An 18,819-nucleotide genomic window follows, 5' to 3' on the forward strand; every position below is an offset into this window, starting at 1 on the left:
GCCGAGCTGTTACTGAAACAGCTCGGCATGATCGAAATGGCACAAGCCTAGTTACTCCTATTACTACGATCCAGAAACAAATACCGGGCATCATCGAATTTGACTGCTTTCGATTCTGTGTCCAGTATCATCACTGGGGGCATTGCGTCGTTGGGTTGCGCAGCCTGCCATTCGGGAAGTTTATCGCCATTGGGATTTCCGTTAATAACGAAGTTTGCGAAGTAATTCAGCATGGTTTCTGATACCTTGTAATCATCCGGGGTCCAGGCGTAATCTTTCACCAAATCCAGGTTTCCCATGCAATATTCAATTTCGCAAGCGTGGGGAGCTCCGATGGGCGCCGGCATTTTATTACCTCCTTGCTGCACACCGCCCGCAAGGCCGGATGTCAGGTTTTTATCAACCAAAGGCGGGCGTAATTTGCTGTAAAGGTAACGGTACACAGCCTGACTGCTGTTTTTGCGATGTGCGTCGAACCACTTCCAGGTGCTGTAAACGATGAACCGGTCAGAGGCCAGGTTCGTAGCAGCCCATTCAACTTCTTTAGCATTGCCGTGAGGATACACTTTCAATACCTCTTCCCAATCATTCGGATACGCCTCTTTTACCTTTTTGACCAAATTCTCGTCATTGATGGGACCTTGGGTAAATGCGGTTCCCGGAATTTCAGCCGAATTCCAGCCCACGAGCAAAGGAACCTGCGCTTGTTCTTTGGCTTTAAAAATTTCCAGCATAGGCTTGGGAAGAAAATACCCATCAATTACAGGAGGAAAGCCGAAACGCTTGGATTCGGTGTATGCCTCGTACAGCTCGCGGGTACTGGCCGCCCTGAGCTGGGCCAGGGATGTGTAGCCAGCTTTTTGGGCAAAATCTGCCCCTATTTTTTCAGCTTCTGCCAGCGACACGGCCGATAGTGCGCCCATTCCCGAGCCGCTTTCGCCAATCGCGCCGGCGATCAGACTCCTCGACAACGGAGACGCCATTTGCGCACTCACGGAAACCGATCCGGCCGATTCGCCCGCGATGGTCACTTTCTTCGGATCACCGCCAAATGCCGCAATGTTCTTGTTTACCCATTTCAGGGCAAATGCCTGATCGAGCAATCCGTAGTTGCCCGACGCTTTGTAGGATGCTTCTTTGCTCAACCCGGGGTGGGCAAAGAAGCCGAACAAGCCCAATCGGTAGTTAACCGTCACCACCACAATGCCCTTTTTGGCCATCGCCGCACCGTCATAACGAGGTTCGGAGCCATCCCCGGCAACGAATCCGCCGCCATAGAAATACACCAAAACGGGAAGGCCGGTCGTGTTGCGTTTAGCGGGAGTCCATACGTTCAGGTACAGGCAATCCTCGCTGATTCCATTTGAACGGAAGCCCATGTCGCCGAATACGGGGGCTTGTATGGCACGCGGGCCGAACGCCTTCGTCTGTTTTACGCCCGTCCAGTTGCCGAGCGCTTGCGGCGCTTTCCAGCGCAGGTCTCCAACCGGCGGTTTGGCGAAAGGAACGCCCAGGTAGTATTGAAGGCCGGTTTTGGTGTCATACAGACCCTCGATAGTGCCGTTTTCAACTTTTGCTTGTACGGCAAATCCATTGTTGCCCTGCGCGAACACGCTGGTGTTATTCATGATGCACGACAGCAGGGCCGCCAGGAAGAGGAAAGTTTTCATCATCATTGTCTCAGTTTGTGACAATAGTAATTGGTAATTATCAGAAGTGCTAACTATTTTTGAGGAAAATTTTTGAAATGCCCCAAACGGCCTATTTACCTCATATTGCTTACGATTCCGTGATCTTTGGATTTTCAGAAGGTGACTTGAAAATCCTGATTATGGAGTATCACAACACCGGTCTGTTTGCACTACCGGGCGGGTTTGTGCAGTTGCAGGAAAATCTGAACGACGCGGTGCTTCGCGGTTTGAATGAACGGACAGGCCTGACGGACATCTATCTCGAACAGTTCTATACGTTTGGTGATTTCAGCCGTTTTGACCCGGAAGTCATGCGCACCTTGCTGGAAGCCAACGGTATCCGGCCCGATGACGGGTACCAATGGATGCTGGACCGGTTTATTTCGGTGGCTTATTACGCGCTGATCAACTACGAAGATGTGACACCAAGGCCCGACGCGCTTTCGGATTCCTGTGAATGGTACCCGGTTAACGAACTGCCTGAGCTTATCCTGGATCACAGGCAGATTGTTGAGAGAGCTATTCAGACTTTACGGGATAATCTGGACAGAAAATTGGTGGGAGGGAACTTGCTTCCCAAAAAGTTCACCATGAATGAGCTTCAAAATGTATATGAAGCCATATTAGGTACCAAACTTAGAAGGACAACCTTCCAGCGAAAGATGCTTGCGGCGGAGGTACTAACCCGCCATGAGAAGCATTTCTCCGGAAAGGCGCATATGGCTCCTTACTTGTACAGCTTTAAGTAGTACATGGCTTCACTCGCTTTCAGAGGATTCCAACTCATTGATGATCGTCTTCGCAGCTAAATCCGCGGCCAGCAAGACGATCTGTTCGGGAGTTCCGTAGAATACGTTTCGGACGGCAATCGATCGCTCTTTGATGAGAATATGAATGAAGATGGTCCCGACGGGCTTTTGGGGTGTTTCACTTCCCCCCGGTGTGGTAAGGCCCGTGACGGCAACCTGGACATCCGAGGTGATCAGGCTGCGCAGGCGGAAGGCCAGCTCCCTCGTCACCTCTTCGGATTCAGGTGTAAATTGCTGAATCAGGTCCGGATCTATTCCTAACACATTTTCTTTTACCTGTGCATCATAGCACACCAGCCCGCCTTTCAGGACCCCGCCCGAGTCCGCACACAATGAAAATTCAGATGCAAGACGTCCGGCAGTGGCGCTTTCGGCGAACGCGATGGTCAGCCCATGGTCTTTTAAGATTCTACCGCAATCGTGTATCAGCTTTGAGGGCATAGTCGGGCATGTTTAGGTTAGCTCAAATGCCTGGCGTGGTTTTAGTGCAGGCAGCGCGAGAGTTGTCAAACCATAAAAAATGTGCCATCATCCTCCATAAATAATAGCGTGTCACAGATTGCTCCTTCGTCAATCGATGTGTTTGCAATTTCAGGAACTCTGTCGTTTTTGATCTGAAAGACTTTAAACCAGGCAATGAATATGAGTAAGAAACTTGCTGAAAACCTCAGTTTAAAAGGAAAGACGGCCCTCATTACCGGATCCAGCCAGGGGATAGGCGAGGGGATAGCGCTTGCTTTCGCTGAATATGGCGCTGATGTAATCCTGCATTACCGCGAGGACCGGGACCAGGTGGAAGACGTGCTGGCCGAGATCAGGCAGTTTGGCGTGAAAAGCTCGGTGATCCGCGCTGATTTTTCCAAAACCGGCAGCGTAGCATCCGTCGAAAAGCAGCTGGGCAAAGTAAGGCCCGATATCCTGGTCATCAACGCATCGTTGCAGATTGCAAAACCCTGGGAGCGAATTACACAGCGCGACTTTGATATCCAGATGAATGTAAATGTGAAATCGACGATGCTGCTGATACAGCGTTTTTCACCTTCGATGGTCGAAAAGGGCTGGGGTCGGATCGTCACGATCGGGAGCGTGCAACAGGTAAAGCCCCATCCCGCTATGCTGGTGTATGCGGCCAGCAAAGCCGCTGTGCTCAATATGGTCCAGAATCTGGCTATGCAACTGGCCGACAAGGGGGTGACCGTGAACAACCTCGCGCCGGGCGTGATCGACACGCCCCGGATCCAGGAGCCGGTGCCGGAGGTGGAAGACCGTATCATAAAAAGGCAGGAAACGCCATTGGGAAAAGTAGGAGAGCCACTGGACTGCGCCGCAATGGCCCTCCTTTTAGCTTCGGAGGCAGGAAAGTTTATTACCGGCCAGAATATCTTCGTTGATGGCGGAATGAGCTTGTGAACCAACTCCTAGAAAAGCTGGGTAGCCCCGCTGTTAGCCAGAATAATACCGATAATGTCCCGGCCGAAATCGGAAGCCCTGGCTTGTCCGAAATTTTTGATTTGGGACAACTGGGTTAAGGTGTGAGGCATTTTCACGGCCACCTGGGTCAGCACGTTATCCGACACGATCGTGTACGGCTGCGTGTTTCGCTGCTCGGCGATGTTAGCCCGCCATTCGATAAGCTTGTCGAAGAGTGCCGCATTGACCGGCTGCTTCTTGCGGCCCGTGTCTGATTTCGATTCTCCTTTGTCTGTTTGATGCTGACTGAGCGCCCTTCCGGCCGCGGGAGCAAGTTCGGCCAGGCTTTTGGCCTCCGACAGTTTTAAAAAGATGCCCGCTTTCAACGCGAGACAATACCTTAGCCGAGCCGCCGGCAAATGAAAGTCGGGATCCGGAGCGCGCTGATCCCATTGGGAAAGCAGATTGCCGGCCTCGCGCACAGCTTCATTGAGTTTGGAAAAGAAATAGGAAATAGCTTTGGTTAATCTTTCAGGCAGGTCTTCGGATCTCCGCTCTGCCGGTGAATCGAGGAGCGTCAATAGTTCTTGCCTGCGAAAGTTGACCGCCACCTTGACCAGATCGGTATGAATCAGCCTGGATATGGCACCGGCACCCTGTCCCAGAGAGCCATTGAGCGGATCGTGTTGGCTGATAAATCCTAACACATGCTCCCAGCATTCTGCCAGAATAGTAAAATCAAACAGGTCCAGAACCGCTTCCCGCACGCTATCGTGCCGCAAGGCATCCAGGCCCGCATCGTCGCAGGCATTTATCGAGGCGTTTTGCATAAATGCTTTCACAGCGGATGCTACCATCACATTGGCTGCATTCACAGGTTGAAGAAGTACCAGGCCTTCCAGCGAGCGGCAACGACTCAGGGCCACGTATACCTGCCCGGGTGCAAACGCAGTGCGTACGTCAACTACGAGTTTGTCGAAGGTCAGGCCCTGGCTTTTATGAATGGTAACGGCCCACGACAGCCGCAAAGGCAACTGGGTAAAGGTTCCCGCAGTCGATTCACTGATTTTACCTTCGGTTTCAGACAAAGCGTATTTTACATTTTGCCAGATTTCAGGGCTTACAATAAAATCTGACCCATCATCCAAAAATCTGACGTGTACACGCCCGCTCTCGATACTCGCGACCCGCGCGGCACGCCCGTTGTAATATTGTTTTTTTCCGGAGCTGTCATTTTTGATAAACATCACATAGGCCCCCTCTTTGAGGACCAGTTCCCGTTCGGCGGGATAGGCCTCCGAAGGGAAATCCACGGAAATCGATGCGCTGAAAACGTACTCGGGCGTTGGCAGGTCATTGAGGCGCTGCTGGTTGATCTCTTTAACCTTGTTGTTGTGGGTAGAAAGGGTGACGTAGTCGGACAGGTCGAAATCCGGCTGCGTAATATACCGCTTGTTCAGGGCAGACAGCGTATTTTCCGTAACCCTGCCATCCCTGACGCTATTGAGAATATCAATGAAAACCGGGTCGCTCTGACGGTAAACATGCGCCAGTTCGAAGGTGAGAAAACCCGAATAGCCCCAAATCAGGGCGTCGAAGAAATAGGGACTTTTATAAAAAGAGCTTAATATGTCCCAGTCGTTGTTGGTGACGGGCGGCAACTGGTAAGGGTCGCCGATCATCAGCAGCTGAACCCCACCGAAGGGCCTTGCAGATGCCCGCACAAGCCGGAGCAGCGCGTCGAGGTAATCGAGCGTGTCTGCGCGCACCATGCTGATTTCATCGATAATGAGCAGCTGCATGCGCCGCAGCATTTTTTCTTTCTCAGGGCTCACAGAGCGGATTGCCGGCTGGGGCCGGAACTTTCCACGGATGCCGGGCATTAAAGGGCCCAACGGAACCTGGAAAAATGAGTGAATCGTAACCCCGCCTGCATTAATGGCCGCTACGGCCGTCGGGGCGACGACGACCATTTCTTTGGGCAGGTGCTGGCGGATATGTTGCAGAAAAGTGGTTTTACCTGTGCCCGCCCTTCCGGTGAGGAAAATCGGCTTGTCGGTTTGCGTCAGGTAATTCAGGATAGTTTGATGATGAAGATCGAGATGCATGCTGGTTTTTTACCGCAAATTAACCGGAAACCAAAATGCATTTGAATCCGCACCCGATTTTTATTAGCGCCCGTTGCTTAAAAAGAAACATAGCCATGCTCCTTCACTTCCGGCTGCATTTTTTCCAAATGCATCAGGAGTTCATCGGTCATTTTGCTTATTTGTTTACGATGTTGGTGTATGATTTGAGTGTTGATATTCGAGTCTTCGACCAGATCGAGCAGTACATCGTATTCGGCGATAATTTGCCGGTGAGCAGTAGCAATGCTTTCGAGGGTCGCGTGAATGTCCCGTTCCCTGGCCGTCGTAATGCTTCCGGCGCTGTCGGGACGGAACATATCGCCCATGCAACATCGCAGGCCATCATAAAAATTGGCCATCTCCTTTTTCAGCAGTGAGCAGATCATATAATCCCGACTCAGCAATGTTCTTAGTTGGAAAGGAATTTCCTCGCGCATCGCAGCTGTCAGTACCAGTTGCTGGGTTTTATAAAGACGCCAGATCTTTACAACCTGTTTCACAATCGCTTTCACGTTTTCCATGATCAGTTGATGTTTACATGAATGAGTAATATCTGTCTGACTCACCACTGAGGAGGCGGAATAGTAATGGTTAATTGAATGTATCTACAATCTGCCGTGATTCCAACATACAATACCTAATAATTATGCCATTGTTAGAATTATTTTCTTGCTTCGTTATGTAACCAAAATCCATCTCACTCAATGAACTCCCGCTGCTGCTCTACAAACTCCCTGTTTTGCTCTATGAATTGGGATTTTTGTCGTTAAGTGTCTTATTTTCTGTCATTTAAAGCCATATAAGGCTGGTTTGTCGTTGTTCTGTGTCTATCTGTCGAATCCGTTTTGGAGGGGAAAACAGGGTGCTTAACATTGTATCGGAAGTCGGGAGCGGCGTTGCCCCTGACACTGTTAAACAATCACATTTAAATATAAGCAACCATGAAAACGTTCATCGCCTCGCTATTTTTGACCGCCTCTCTGGCCTTTTCTTCAACAGGATTTGCGCAGTCCGGGACAGCGGCTTCCAACCTCACCGCAGAAGGGGTTGAAACCCGGTTTTGGGTCGTAATCACAGCCAATGGTAAAATCGAGGTCAATGTCATCAAGGCTGAAAAAGAAGTTTCCGTAAATGTCCTGGATCAATTCGGACATACCTTGGCATCCAAGGTCATCGACAAAGAAGACGCGGCTACCCGTACAAAATTTGACCTGAGCCAATTACCCGACGGCTCCTATAAAGTGGTCCTGATTGACGGAAAGCACAAAGAGGTGAAAAACATCGAATTGAATACCCGTTCGGTGGAAGCCCAGCGTGTCGTATCTGTGGGATAACATGGAAAGTAAAAGCGCCGCGCCCTGCTTTCCGGATGTTACCGGAGAGCAGGGCGCGGCGCTTTTTGCGGAACCGGGATATTAATAGTTCAAAGTAAGCCCGAGGCCGAATCCCATGTCGCTGTCATAATGCGCCGTGGCGCCGATGTTCCGGGTGAAAATATACCGAAGCGCTGCCATGTATTCCTTATCGGTATTGACCATCAGGTTCATCCGCAGGCGCCGCGATACGGGGATGTCCATTCTTTCAAGCTGAAAACGGACATTGCCATCGGTGAATATCTCTGCCTGGGCCGTCACCAGCATGGGTAGCACGTAATTGACACCGGCGCTGAACAGCGCTCTGCGGTCTTTGGTATTTCGCTGGCCGAAAAGGTTGCTCTCCACTTCATCCATCCCCATTTTCCGGTACCGCCAGTCGAAGCCTATGAAGGGCATCAGCCACTGCATTCTGCCGATGTACCTGCCCAGGTGGGTTTCCACCTCGTAACCGTGGTGATCGTTATAACCCAGTCGCCATTCGGAGCCGATGCTCCACCGGGTATTTTGCACCATTGCCTGGCCGTCATTCCCGTTGGTAGCGATGTCGTTTTCGGCCATGAAGTGAAACATCCGGTCGTCGGCGAACAGTTTGCGTTGCGCGAGCTTAGGGTTCGGTATTTCGGGGTTGGCAGGTGAATTTTCGTAGGAAAATATTCCGCCCATTCCGCTCATCATGTGGTACAGAATATGACAATGAAAAAACCAGTCTCCGCTTTCCGTAGCCGCAAATTCCAGGGTGTCGGTTTCCATAGGCATAATGTCGATCACATTTTTCAACGGCGCATGGGCTCCCTGGCCGTTGAGCACCCTGAAATCGTGCCCGTGAAGGTGCATAGGGTGCCGCATCATCGAATTGTTGTAGATGATCATCCGTACGTTCTCACCTTTTTTGATCAGGATCTTATCCCGTTCCGAAACTACCTTGTTATCCATGCTCCACACGTAGCGGTTCATGTTCCCCGTGAGCGTAAAGCGCAGCTCTTTCACGGGTGCGTCTTTCGGGATCGAGGTGTTTTCCGGTGATTTGAGCATGGCGTAGTTCAGTGTGGTGATCGACGACAATGCATTGCTGTTGTACATGTTGGCATGGTCGTGGCCGCCGTTCGTTTCCGGCTTGTCCATTTGCATTTGGTCCATTTCGGCGTCCTTTTTCCGGCTTTTCTGAGGGCCTGTGATTTCCGGGTACATTACCACATTCATATCCATCTGGTTCAGGCTCATTTTCATGCCCATATCGTCCAGGTTGCCGTCCATTTTCATCATCCCGTTCATCATTTTCATCCCTTCGAAATATTTGAGCCGGGGCAGCGGCGACGCGAGTTGTTTTACTCCTTCTCCCAGAAAAAGCGAGGCCGATTTCGTGCGGTCTTCCGACGTAGCCAGAAATTCGTACGCGACTGGCGCAGCACCGGGTTTCACATCCGGAATGGTGACTATTACGTCGTAGGTTTCCGAAACGGCGATAATCAGCCTGTCCACTTCCACCGGTTCGACGTCGTTGCCGTCATTGGCGACCACGGTTATCTTGCCGCCGGCGTAAGTCAGCCAGAAATAAGTGGAGGCCCCACCGTTGGAAATCCTCAGCCGCACCTTATCCCCCGGTTTGAACTGGGAAAGCTGGCTTTCGTTCTTCCCGTTGATCAGAAAGCGGTCGTAATACACATCGCTCACGTCCATTGCCGTCATCCGCTTCCACTCGTTCCCTATTTTGGTTTTGAAATAACCCTGTGCGATGGCTTCCGAATAGCTTTGCGTTGCGCCCTTTTTAATAGCGAACCAGTCGCTGGCATTGTGCAGCATCCGGTGCACGTTGTTCGGGTTCATATCGGTCCATTCGCTGAGGATAATGGGCACGGTCGGTATGTCGGGTTCTTTCTTCTTGTTCAGGATCATGGAACCGTACATGCCGATCTGCTCCTGCAATTCGGTGTGGCTGTGGTACCAGTGCGTTCCGTTCTGGATAATGGCGAAGCGGTACAGATGCGTCGTGTGCGGCTTGATGGGCATTTGCGTGAGGTTGGGTACGCCGTCGTATTTGTTGGGCAGGAACAATCCGTGCCAATGCAGCGAGGTTTCCTCGTCGAGCTCGTTGTGTACGTAAATTTCTGCGGTATCGCCTTCCGTAAACGTCAGCGTAGGCATGGGTATCTGGCCATTCACCGCGATTGCGCGTTTGGGCGTGCCCGTAAAGTTGACCGTGGTGTCTTTTACGTATAAATCGTATCGTACCACTTTCTGGGCAAACAAGGCGTGGGAAAAAGCAGACAGCAAAACCGCCCACAGCAATACAGGCGCTATCCGCGGGATTTTTTGAAAATCCTTCATAAACAGGTGCGTTGATTAAAGAAGAGAAAGCCGTCCCGGAAGCGTCGGCGGGCAATGCTTACCGGAACAGCCGTTGACTATTTGAGCGTTTCGGTGGTTTTGCCGCAGTTCAGCATCTGGGCGCCATAGTACGGGTTTTTGATGGCGGGTATCTGGCTCAGCCAGTTTGCCCCTTTCCCTTCTTTCGCCATCGGGCAATGCTGGTAGTACACCGGCTGCGAAGGCTTCGCCGCTTTGATGACTTTATACATATTCTCCGAAAGCGAGGAGAAATGGTCTCTCTGGTGGCCTACATCTTTGGTTTCAGAAATGTGGTCGGCATCGAAATCCAGGTCCTTCATCACTTTCATCCACACATTATGCTGTTCCTGGCCGAGCTCATTCATTTTCACCTCTTTGATCGCCTTTACCAGAGTGGCGGCTTTCGAGGATGCCGTATTGCCGTCGGATGCCACCAGGGCATCTTTGATTCCGTAGTAAGCGTCCAATACCGATTTCAGGGGATCGGCTTCTGCCGGTTTGGGTGCCGCGTCGCCCGTTGTACTGGCATGATGCGCATGCGCAGCTGGTTTTGCCTCTGCGGGTTCGCTTTTGCCCGTGCGCTCGTACCGGCAGCATGCTTCCAGCTCTGCATAGGCCTTGTCGGGTGCGAGGTAGCTCTGGTTATCGAAGCCGGCTAATGCGATTTTTTTCAGAATCGCGTCCAGCGAGGTCTTTTTGCTATCGTAGGTTACCGAGGCAACATTTGTTTCCTTATTCCAGCTTGCTTCGGAAACGTTCTTTTCAAATGCGGCCGATTCGATACGCGTTTCGCATAGCGCACAGGAACCACTCACTTTTACATTTTCAGTTACTGCGTTTTTGATTGCCGCTTGTGACAATACGGCGGATAGCAATAGCACCATTGCCATCAATATTTTTATTGATTTCATCGGAATGAGTTTAAGCTGTTAAAATAAAATGATGTGGGAACGGAGACCATTCCCGAACAGGCGCACCTGTGGCTGTCAGGCGCCTAGCAGCTTATATTGGGAGGCATCCAAAGCGCGAGATAGACGGGCTTTGGAGCGACTTGCCGGAAAAACCAGGAGATATTATTTTCCACTCCGTTAAAAGGTTTTTCTAAGAGATGGACAGGCTGCGTTTTCACCGCAAAAGCGGTAGCAGGATGTGCGCAATCGCAACCGGATTCGCCGCAGTGATGCATGCATTGCTTGCAATCTTCTGATTTATGGTGGGTACGGCAGGTGTTCCTGGGAGGTTGTATATGCCTTGTCTCTTTTTTAATGAAGGCGTGTTTGCTACCGCATGCGTAACCCTGCCGGCCTGAAACGAGCAGGCAAAACACCGTGATTACCAGTAGTATGCAACCTTTCATGGGCGGGACGGACAGCTTTTAACGCTACAAAGATCATTGTTTGTCCGCCAGTTTTGCTACATAATTTTTAGTCCGTATTACATAATTATGGGATGGTTACAGGAAGTGCCGGAACATGCCAAAATGGATGAGCTGAAATGTGGATTCACTTTCGCAATACCGTATAATAAGTTGTTTGATTATTCGTCATGGAATTGTAAAACTTATATATGAAAGTGAGTATTTTATTTAGAAAAAAATAGCTACTTTTCAAGCATTAATTCTTTTCGAAAATATAATTGTGGTTATCAATAATATTACCCAAATATATTCTTTAAGAGAATAACTACTCATCCTCTATAAACCCTGCTATCGTGAAAATTGTATTTATATTACCTTACTTCGGTAAGCTACCTTCCAACTTCGATCTATGGCTGAAAACCTGCCAAGCCAACCCAGAATTTGATTGGTTGATTGTAGGCGATAATGATCTTCCTGCTAATCTCGCCGATAACGTAAGCTGTTTTTACTTTGAAGACATTCCGGCATTGGCGAAATTCATTCAGGCTAAGCTGAATCTGAAAATAAAAATCAACAGCGCTTACAAATTTTGCGATTTCCGGCCATTGTACGGTGCAATATTCGAGGACTACCTGGATGGATACGATTTTTGGGGGTTTTGCGATATGGATGTCTTTTTTGGCAGACTATCGAACTTCCTTACCCCTGAGATTCTGAACGGACATGATATTATTCAGCGTTGGGGCCATCTTACGCTGGTCCGGAATAATGAAACATGCAACCGGCTTTATGAAAAATGTTTTGATTATTCCACAATAGGGGATGTTCTTAACTGGAATATGAACCAGGGTACCGACGAGCGCATCATGCCTTACGTAGGTCAGAATGCCGGTTTAAGATGCTATTTCAATCAAACGTGGATGGCGGATGTGGCTCCTCATACGTTCCAATACCGCATGGATCGCCTGGGAGATAATAATTATACTTCCCAAATATTTGCCTGGGAAAATGGCGTTCTTTACCGCTATTTTTTAAATGAAGGGCATATACACCGTGATGAATTTATGTATATCCATCTTCAAAAGCGCGATATCGAGATTCTCAACAGGGTTACCGGCGATTTTATGATCACGCCAAATGGTATCTATCAAAAAACAAGGGAGGTAAATCTGTCCGATTTTTTCAGCGATTCAAGACTGAAAGAGCGATTTGATCTGCGCTACAAACAAATGTTCAACGGCTTGGTCAGAAAACGGGTATTGGATACAATTTTGAGTGGTAAAATTGTTAAGTACATGATTTACAAGAGGTATTTATCTAATCTGTGGAAGCATACACCCGATATTACCGTTACCACGCGTGAACACGAAGTGGCAGAGCTGGTTACCCATGAAGCCGGTGTAATCGGATAGGTATCGCAGCTCCCGGGCTGCATATTGCTCATTGCAAAGGTCAATCCCGGATAAATTCCTTGATTGACCCAATGCAAATGCCTAAAAAAGGTCCAGATTATGGATCATGATATTTTCGCCGGTCTGCGCGAAACGATAGCGTGTAAATGCTTCGTTAATTGCCGTGAAAAACGGTTTTGAGCAGCCCGGTACCATCCAGTCGTGCAGCTCGATCACAATGACCTTTACTTTGGGTAGCCAGGTCATATAATTCTCCGAAAAGAGTTGTTTCTCTGCGGTTTCGATATCGAGTTTGAGTAAATCGATCTGGTTCCAACCAAATTCTTTCATAATCGAGTCGATCGTACAGGTATTGGGTTCGCCAGCCTCTTCTCCATCGGAATCATCCATTTCTTCGACGACTATTCCCCATTTCCCGACACCGAATTTATCGGAAATTTTCGCAACCGTTTGGCGGGGCCATATAGCTGCCTGTTTTACGTGAATATTGGGGTAATGTTTCGTATTACCGATTACCGCTGCCGCATTTTCAGGATCCGGCTCGATGGCTACGATTTGTGCTTTCGGAAATTTTGTAGTGAAAAAAATGCTGGCCAGGCCGATATTGGCCCCGCCGTCAATAATTGTTTCCGGAACAAAACCCAGAGGGACGTCGTATTCATTTTTAATGAAAACCTGCACAAATACCTTTTCGTCCGTTGTTTTAGGTCTTAAATGAATCGGAAATTTGACTTTCGGATGGTTTATCCGCCGGTTGCTCTGCAAAACACGGCCAATAAAAAAGGAAGTGCCTTTTATGACACCGAGTTCAGAATGGTACGAGGCGAGTTTTTCGAGATAGCGGAACATTATGTTGGATAGAGCGGTATGGATTTTAAAGGCGGATATGCCCGTTTCCTACTTATTCATTGGACGGTTTTTACAGCCTGCATAAACCATTTTTAATGTTGGAATCGTGCGGTTATATTACCCTGCATGTTTCTTTAATTGTGAAAACTGGTACACTATATTGTTCCGCCGCCCGCGTGAGTTCTTTTTGCATCTGCTTTTTGAGAATCCTTGGGCCCAATACGGTGATTTTCGCTCCGAAGCCCAGCAACTCGCGTTCGAGCTCGAAATTGAGCACGACCCGTAAGGGCAGGAATATTGGCTCGCAATGAATCTGGCAGGAGACTATGCCTCGGCAAATCACCACGAAATCCATAACAAGATCGCCGAGGCGCTGAACGTCGCGCCTGCGATGCGGATCGAGAACCACCACAATTTTGCCTGGAAAGAGCGACTTGCGGATGGTACTGAGGTGATGGTCCATCGAAAAGGCGCAACTCCGGCCGGAGAGGGTGTTTTAGGCATCATTCCGGGTTCGATGAGTACGCCGGGGTTTGTGGTAAGGGGCAAGGGCGAAGCATCGTCCATTCAGTCGGCGTCCCATGGAGCTGGACAGGTAATGAGCAAAAGCTTATAAGCTTGATCCGGCCATGGAACTTTACACGGCTGTCGTAACCTGGTCGCTGAACGACTCGTTCTATGAAAGGGACGTACCTAAAATTTTGACCCGAAACAAACTCTTCCTCCCATCTACCATCTTCCGTTCCGCAAACCCTGCATTCTCCAACCAATTCAATGCCTCGTACACCGTAGCCGGGCTGATCTTCACGCCGCTGGTGCGTAGCGAGCGCCAGAGGCTGTCGCCGTCGGTGTAGTCGTTGTGCTGGTCGAGGTGGAGGGCCACTACAATGCGCTTGCCGGCGTAGCGGATGTTGTTCTGGCTGCAATAGCGAAGGAGCAGGTCGGATAGGGACATAGGATCGTTGATGAACGGATAGAAAGCAATTTTCAAATCATACCCCTAAGTAGCGCGAGGGTGACTTCAACCGAAGCCGGTCGCACAAAAAAAGGCCTGCTCAACCGGCAGGCCTTTTCCCCAATACATTCCCGTAATTCTAAAAATTGTAATACAAATTCAGACTGAACCGCGACCCGTTGCCGCGGGTATATTCCAGATCTTGCCCGCTGAACAGGTTCACGGTGTTGAAATAAGTCTTGTTGAGCACGTTTTCTATCCCGACGGCGGCGCGGATGTGCTTGCTGAACTCGTAGGAAGCATTCAGGTTGATCAGATCGTAGGCATCTACCGGGCCTTCGCCGTTGCCGTATCTGCCGTTGGCCTGTTTGTTGAAACGCTTCCGGCTGCCGGAGTAAACCCAGAAAAGGTTCAGGTTCAGCTTGTCGGTGGGCTGGTATTTGACAAATGCCGTGGCTTTGGGCGGAGTAATGCGCGCTCCGGTGAGGTAGCGGTCTTCAGCGTCGTCGAAATGGCCGTTGTCGTTCTGGTCGGCTTTGCCCTCTACGTAAGAGTAACTTCCTCCGAATGACAATTTATCCGTCGGTTGAAAATCGAGGGTGAATTCATAGCCTTTGATTTCCTCCGGCAAACGAAGCGGCGTCATGACGCCATTAACGGTCACCATGTCCGCACCCAGTTTGGAAGTGCTGATGAAATAGGCCGCTGTAAATTGAACAAACTTGTACTGGCTGCTGAACCCGGCTTCGTAGTTGTTCACGATAATGGGTTTTGTATTCAGGTTGGCAATGGTATTGGTAGTCGCTGAGCGCAGAATGCGCCCCAGCTCGCTGATTCCGAATGCCTGTGAAAAGTTGAAGAACGGATTGAAAAGGCTGTATTTCGAATAGCGGACACCGGCATTCATATTTAATGCCTTGTAATCCAGCTTGCCGCCTTTTACGGCCACGGCGCCTTCGCCGTTCGGGCCTTTGGCGAGCGTGCTGTAATCGTTCACGTCGATGCCGATATTCTCAAAACGCGCACCGGTTTTCAGCGTCAGGTCTTTCACAATATCAAGCTTTACCTGCACGTAGGGCGCAATGCTGGTCATATTCATGTCGGGCACATACACGCGGCCGTCCGTGAGAACCTGGTTGGTCACATCGCCCAGTATGTCGATTCCGTAGGTTACGCCCCCGCCGAAATTGGGGTTTACATTAAATGGAGTATAAAAATTGGCCCGCAGCCCTTTTTTGCGCGAGGTGATCTGCGTTTGCCCCGGACCGTACCATCCGGTGGTGGAGGCCGTGTAGGCATTCATCGATTCGAAACCGTTCATATAAGCCGTTACGTCCATGCTCGTTTTACCCCAGAGTTCGCGGCGGAGGTACCGCAGGGAAAGATTATAGTTGAACGGCGTGCCTTCCGCGTCACCGGGGCTTTCGCCAGGCACAGCAATGGTAGGGGTTTCACCGTAGACGCCCGCCTTATTCACATATTTGGTATACTGCCTGCTGCTGAACAGGTTGAAGGAAAATTCGAGCTCGTTGCGGGCATTGAAATCATAAAAAAGCTTGGTATAGGCATTGTAGAGCCGCGTTTCACCCAGGCCGTTGGAGGTCGAAATTACGTCTCCTTCGCCGTCTTTGTACACACCCGTGCGGTCGAGCAGGCCGCTCACGACGTACGAGAATTTGTTGATTTTTCCTTGCAGCATTTGCGAAATGCGGTAGCCGGGCGTGTCGGCCATATGAAAGACATTGCCATGCGTACCCAGTTGCGTAATGCCGCCAATGGCCTTGTTCTCAGTAGGTTTTCGGGTGATGTAGTTGATCAGCCCGCCGCCGGCGCCGTTGCCGTAAATGGCCGTTGCACCTTTCACGACCTCGACGCGTTCGAGTACGGCCGGATCAATGGAACGAATATCGCGGTTACCGTTCATGAGCGGGGTGGATTGCGGGATACCGTCCACGAGCACGAGCAGGCTGCGTCCGCGGAGGGTCTGGCCGGTGTTGGTCGCTTTGTTGTTCGGCATACCCAGGCCGGGAATGGTATTGCCGAGGATCGCGGCGATGGAATTGTTGATTGTAGCCTGCTCCTGAATTTCCTTGGCTTTCAGGACGGCAATCGAGGCCGGTACAGAGTTGAGACTCTCACGTACGCGCCCCGCCGAAACGACCACTTCGGCCAGGTTTTTATCGCCTTCCTGCATGGTCACCGTCTGCAACGCGGTCTGTTCATTGGCCCGCACCGTGAACGGCTGCTCGGCAGAACTGAAACCCATGTGCTCTACCAACAGGCTGTGTGCACCTTCGGGAACGTCGGTAATGGTAAAGAAGCCGTTTTCGTCGGTTTGGGCACCTTTTCCGGTTCCTTTAATCACCACGCTGGCGAATTCCACAGGTTTGCCGTCCGGTGTCTGCACCTTGCCTTTTACGGAGCCTTTGCCGGTTTTGGGCAGCGACTGGATCATGATCTGCTCACCGCGTACCTTCATGGCACGGGCGGTGGTGCCGAGTAACTCTTCCAGCACGGCGCCAAGCGTTTTACCCTCGGCGTCAATGCTGTATCTCTTGCGCGTATCGAGCTGGTCTGCGGAATAGGAGAAGCTGCAACCGGTTTGTTTTTCAATGCTTTCCAGGATGGAACTCAGGCTGGTTTGTTGGTAATGGAGGCTCACCTTTTTGTCAAGTACGGATTGTTGGCCGAATGCAATGTGCCCCAGGAATAGCAGCGAGGCAGTCAGTAATGCCGGGAGGGGCAACCAGGCGCGCAACAGGAGGGAGCGTCTTCGTAAATGTTTCATACTTTTGTTAAAAGCGTTAATCGTTTTGTGTAAGCGGTTAAATTTTCCCGATGCAGGTTTGGCGACTGCGCATCGGGTTTTTTATGTACATGGATAGGTAATGCTTGGAACAGGGCACTCGTCAGTAGATCACCACGGTATTGCCATTGATTGTGTACCTGAAATTCAGGACATAGCCGAGGTCGTCTAACAGCACTTTTAAGGAAGGATTCTGAAACTTTCCTTTGAACAGCTGCGCAGCTATTTCCGGGTCGCGCACCTCGACTTTTACGCCGTACCGCCGGCTGATGTCGCGGGCAATCTCACCGAGCGGCTCGTTGTCGAAAATCAGCTTTTGTGCCATCCAGGCACCGGCCGTGCCGTTTTGAACTTCGGTTTTTCTCAGTTTCTTGCCAACGGCCAACACCGCTTCGCCGCCAGTCAGAAACACCTTTTGGGAAGAAGTGGAAAAGCGCACTTTCCCCTCGCGCACGAGCAGGCTCGCAGGTTCACCCGCGTAAGCCTTCAAATCGAATGCGGTCCCGAGTACCCGGGTAATGTAGCCGGAGGATTCTATTTCAAATGGCTTTGCCGTGTCGCGCTCGACTTCAAAAAATGCCTGGCCGCTCAGCCGCACACTGCGGATTGAATCCGGGAAAAGTGCCGGGTAGGTGAGCTGGCTCGATGCATTCAGCGTAACGGTAGAGCCATCGGGGAGGTGGTGCTTCCTGATCTCGCCCGCGCGGGTACGAATGGTGATGAGCGTCGGTTGGAGCGCTGTCTTGTGCTGCGCTACTGCCCTGACCGCCCGTTTCTGGTTTAAGAAATACAACGCGGCGCCAATGGCCAGTACCACGAGTGCGGCGCTCAGGTAGGAAAGCAGGCGACCACTTTGGGCGGTTTCCTGCCCGCCTGTCTCGGTACGTTCATCGATCTGACTATCCAGCCGTGTCCATATTTCAAAACCGGCGATCGGCTCGTTTTCGGACGGCTGGTCGTCGTGCGGTTCGAATTCGGAGCTTTCGAGCCATTGCCTGACGGCCGCCTGTTCGGCGGCATTGCACAGGCCCCGGTGGTATTTCCGAAGCAGTTCGGGAGTGATTTCCATGATTCAGTGAATGCTTTTCACTGAGATAGTCGGGAGGGAAGGGCGTTACCCTAAGTCCGGTTGGAAAAATGTTCGGAATATTCGGGCAGATGCGCGCGCAGGTGACGGAGCGCTCGGGTAATGTGGTACTCTACGGCTTTGGTGGATATTTGTAAGGAAGAAGCTATTTCCTTGTTGCTGAGCCCGTTTTCACGGCTTAGCTCATACACTTTCCTGCATTGGCCGGGCAGAAACAGCACCAGTTCGTTGATTTTACTGACCAATGCATTGAAATACACCTGATTCTCCGTGAGATTTTCGGCGTATGCCGTTTCGGTAGCTGTTTCGTGCGGGGCCTCGTGGGCCTGCTGGCGGTAGTGATCGAAGACCTTGTATTTGGCGGCGCGGATGAGGTAGTTTTCCTCCTGCCCGCGTATTGCAAGTGAATGCCTCCTTTCCCAGAGCGCGAAGAAAATCTCCTGCGTTACTTCTTTGGCCAGTTCCTCATCGCGGAGGTGCGAGAGGCAATAGCGGTAAATCCGCTGCCAGAACCGCTCATAAAGGTTGCAAAAGTATTCCCGCAAAGGCTGCTCATCGTCCGGAGAGGAGTGATGATTCATTTGATCACTAT

16 protein-coding genes and 1 pseudogene are annotated in these 18,819 nt (G+C 50.6%); 5 read left to right on the forward strand and 12 right to left on the reverse strand.

Annotated elements, in window-relative coordinates; all coding sequences use genetic code 11:
• Window positions 1-47 precede the first annotated feature (47 nt).
• A complete protein-coding gene (locus CLV60_RS06385; protein WP_106594936.1) occupies window positions 48-1,670 on the reverse strand; it encodes a carboxylesterase/lipase family protein in 1,623 nt (540 codons plus the stop codon).
• Window positions 1,671-1,747: 77 nt separating this feature from the next.
• Between CLV60_RS06385 and CLV60_RS06390 the strand changes: the two genes are divergently transcribed.
• Window positions 1,748-2,440: an NUDIX hydrolase gene (locus tag CLV60_RS06390; protein WP_106594556.1), complete on the forward strand. Its 693-nt coding sequence runs from the start codon at window positions 1,748-1,750 to the stop codon at window positions 2,438-2,440.
• Between the two features lie 9 nt (window positions 2,441-2,449).
• Here CLV60_RS06390 and CLV60_RS06395 read toward each other — a convergent pair whose 3' ends face one another.
• Window positions 2,450-2,941: a CinA family protein gene (locus tag CLV60_RS06395; protein ID WP_106594557.1), complete on the reverse strand. Its 492-nt coding sequence runs from the start codon at window positions 2,939-2,941 to the stop codon at window positions 2,450-2,452.
• Between the two features lie 201 nt (window positions 2,942-3,142).
• Here CLV60_RS06395 and CLV60_RS06400 point away from each other — a divergent pair, with 201 nt between their 5' ends.
• The gene (locus CLV60_RS06400) at window positions 3,143-3,910 is read left to right on the forward strand and encodes an SDR family NAD(P)-dependent oxidoreductase (protein ID WP_211302203.1); all 768 of its coding nucleotides are present in this window, start codon (window positions 3,143-3,145) and stop codon (window positions 3,908-3,910) included.
• 8 nt (window positions 3,911-3,918) lie between these two features.
• Here the strand turns inward: CLV60_RS06400 and CLV60_RS06405 are convergent, their stop codons facing one another.
• Together CLV60_RS06405 and CLV60_RS06410 are read right to left on the reverse strand one after the other, a co-directional pair.
• On the reverse strand, window positions 3,919-6,018 hold the full coding sequence (locus CLV60_RS06405) for an HRDC domain-containing protein (protein WP_106594559.1): 2,100 nt from the start codon (window positions 6,016-6,018) through the stop codon (window positions 3,919-3,921).
• Window positions 6,019-6,095: 77 nt separating this feature from the next.
• Window positions 6,096-6,560 carry a hypothetical protein gene (locus CLV60_RS06410; RefSeq protein ID WP_106594560.1) on the reverse strand — a complete coding sequence of 155 codons (465 nt, stop codon included), beginning with the start codon at window positions 6,558-6,560 and terminating at the stop codon, window positions 6,096-6,098.
• 420 nt (window positions 6,561-6,980) lie between these two features.
• Between CLV60_RS06410 and CLV60_RS06415 the strand changes: the two genes are divergently transcribed.
• Window positions 6,981-7,373, forward strand: a complete 393-nt coding sequence (locus CLV60_RS06415; RefSeq protein WP_106594561.1) for a T9SS type A sorting domain-containing protein — start codon at window positions 6,981-6,983, stop codon at window positions 7,371-7,373.
• 81 nt (window positions 7,374-7,454) lie between these two features.
• Here CLV60_RS06415 and CLV60_RS06420 read toward each other — a convergent pair whose 3' ends face one another.
• Window positions 7,455-9,740, reverse strand: coding sequence for a multicopper oxidase domain-containing protein (locus CLV60_RS06420; protein WP_106594562.1), 2,286 nt, complete (start codon window positions 9,738-9,740; stop codon window positions 7,455-7,457).
• Between the two features lie 77 nt (window positions 9,741-9,817).
• A complete protein-coding gene (locus tag CLV60_RS06425) occupies window positions 9,818-10,672 on the reverse strand; it encodes a DUF3347 domain-containing protein (RefSeq protein WP_106594563.1) in 855 nt (284 codons plus the stop codon).
• A 799-nt stretch (window positions 10,673-11,471) separates the two neighbouring features.
• Between CLV60_RS06425 and CLV60_RS06430 the strand changes: the two genes are divergently transcribed.
• Window positions 11,472-12,530 (forward strand): DUF6625 family protein, encoded by a 1,059-nt coding sequence (locus tag CLV60_RS06430; RefSeq protein ID WP_106594564.1) that lies wholly within the window; start codon window positions 11,472-11,474, stop codon window positions 12,528-12,530.
• 81 nt (window positions 12,531-12,611) lie between these two features.
• Here CLV60_RS06430 and CLV60_RS06435 read toward each other — a convergent pair whose 3' ends face one another.
• Both CLV60_RS06435 and CLV60_RS35150 read right to left on the reverse strand, forming a co-directional pair.
• On the reverse strand, window positions 12,612-13,379 hold the full coding sequence (locus CLV60_RS06435) for an FkbM family methyltransferase (RefSeq protein WP_106594565.1): 768 nt from the start codon (window positions 13,377-13,379) through the stop codon (window positions 12,612-12,614).
• Between the two features lie 112 nt (window positions 13,380-13,491).
• The gene (locus CLV60_RS35150) at window positions 13,492-13,734 is read right to left on the reverse strand and encodes a WCX domain-containing protein (RefSeq protein ID WP_445438692.1); all 243 of its coding nucleotides are present in this window, start codon (window positions 13,732-13,734) and stop codon (window positions 13,492-13,494) included.
• Here CLV60_RS35150 and CLV60_RS06440 point away from each other — a divergent pair.
• Window positions 13,666-13,989 (forward strand): annotated as a pseudogene (locus CLV60_RS06440) (RtcB family protein); the annotation flags it as partial. The gene CLV60_RS35150 and the pseudogene CLV60_RS06440 overlap by 69 nt on opposite strands.
• Before the next feature lie 66 nt (window positions 13,990-14,055).
• Here the strand turns inward: CLV60_RS06440 and CLV60_RS06445 are convergent.
• The 4 genes from CLV60_RS06445 to CLV60_RS06460 all read right to left on the reverse strand — a co-directional run bounded on the left by CLV60_RS06445 (window position 14,056) and on the right by CLV60_RS06460 (window position 18,808).
• Window positions 14,056-14,334 (reverse strand): transcriptional repressor, encoded by a 279-nt coding sequence (locus CLV60_RS06445; protein ID WP_106594566.1) that lies wholly within the window; start codon window positions 14,332-14,334, stop codon window positions 14,056-14,058.
• Between the two features lie 139 nt (window positions 14,335-14,473).
• On the reverse strand, window positions 14,474-17,122 hold the full coding sequence (locus tag CLV60_RS06450; RefSeq protein ID WP_229210840.1) for a TonB-dependent receptor: 2,649 nt from the start codon (window positions 17,120-17,122) through the stop codon (window positions 14,474-14,476).
• Window positions 17,123-17,243: 121 nt separating this feature from the next.
• Entirely contained in the window at window positions 17,244-18,209 is a 966-nt protein-coding gene (locus CLV60_RS06455; RefSeq protein ID WP_106594567.1) for a FecR family protein, read from the reverse strand.
• A gap of 50 nt (window positions 18,210-18,259) precedes the next feature.
• Entirely contained in the window at window positions 18,260-18,808 is a 549-nt protein-coding gene (locus tag CLV60_RS06460; protein WP_106594568.1) for an RNA polymerase sigma-70 factor, read from the reverse strand.
• Between the last annotated feature and the right edge of the window lie 11 nt (window positions 18,809-18,819).

Source organism: Dyadobacter jiangsuensis (assembly GCF_003014695.1).
GTDB lineage: Bacteria > Bacteroidota > Bacteroidia > Cytophagales > Spirosomataceae > Dyadobacter > Dyadobacter jiangsuensis.

Coding starts and splice junctions, on each gene's coding strand:
- CLV60_RS06455 (WP_106594567.1), bottom strand. CDS start 18,209: ATGGAAATCACTCCCGAACTGCTTCGGAAATACCACCGGGGCCTGTGC.
- CLV60_RS06410 (WP_106594560.1), bottom strand. CDS start 6,560: ATGGAAAACGTGAAAGCGATTGTGAAACAGGTTGTAAAGATCTGGCGT.
- CLV60_RS06415 (WP_106594561.1), top strand. CDS start 6,981: ATGAAAACGTTCATCGCCTCGCTATTTTTGACCGCCTCTCTGGCCTTT.
- CLV60_RS06460 (WP_106594568.1), bottom strand. CDS start 18,808: ATGAATCATCACTCCTCTCCGGACGATGAGCAGCCTTTGCGGGAATAC.
- CLV60_RS06385 (WP_106594936.1), bottom strand. CDS start 1,670: ATGAAAACTTTCCTCTTCCTGGCGGCCCTGCTGTCGTGCATCATGAAT.
- CLV60_RS06435 (WP_106594565.1), bottom strand. CDS start 13,379: ATGTTCCGCTATCTCGAAAAACTCGCCTCGTACCATTCTGAACTCGGT.
- CLV60_RS06450 (WP_229210840.1), bottom strand. CDS start 17,122: ATGAAACATTTACGAAGACGCTCCCTCCTGTTGCGCGCCTGGTTGCCC.
- CLV60_RS06425 (WP_106594563.1), bottom strand. CDS start 10,672: ATGAAATCAATAAAAATATTGATGGCAATGGTGCTATTGCTATCCGCC.
- CLV60_RS06445 (WP_106594566.1), bottom strand. CDS start 14,334: ATGTCCCTATCCGACCTGCTCCTTCGCTATTGCAGCCAGAACAACATC.
- CLV60_RS06420 (WP_106594562.1), bottom strand. CDS start 9,740: ATGAAGGATTTTCAAAAAATCCCGCGGATAGCGCCTGTATTGCTGTGG.
- CLV60_RS06390 (WP_106594556.1), top strand. CDS start 1,748: ATGCCCCAAACGGCCTATTTACCTCATATTGCTTACGATTCCGTGATC.
- CLV60_RS35150 (WP_445438692.1), bottom strand. CDS start 13,734: ATGGATTTCGTGGTGATTTGCCGAGGCATAGTCTCCTGCCAGATTCAT.
- CLV60_RS06405 (WP_106594559.1), bottom strand. CDS start 6,018: ATGCATCTCGATCTTCATCATCAAACTATCCTGAATTACCTGACGCAA.
- CLV60_RS06400 (WP_211302203.1), top strand. CDS start 3,143: ATGAGTAAGAAACTTGCTGAAAACCTCAGTTTAAAAGGAAAGACGGCC.
- CLV60_RS06395 (WP_106594557.1), bottom strand. CDS start 2,941: ATGCCCTCAAAGCTGATACACGATTGCGGTAGAATCTTAAAAGACCAT.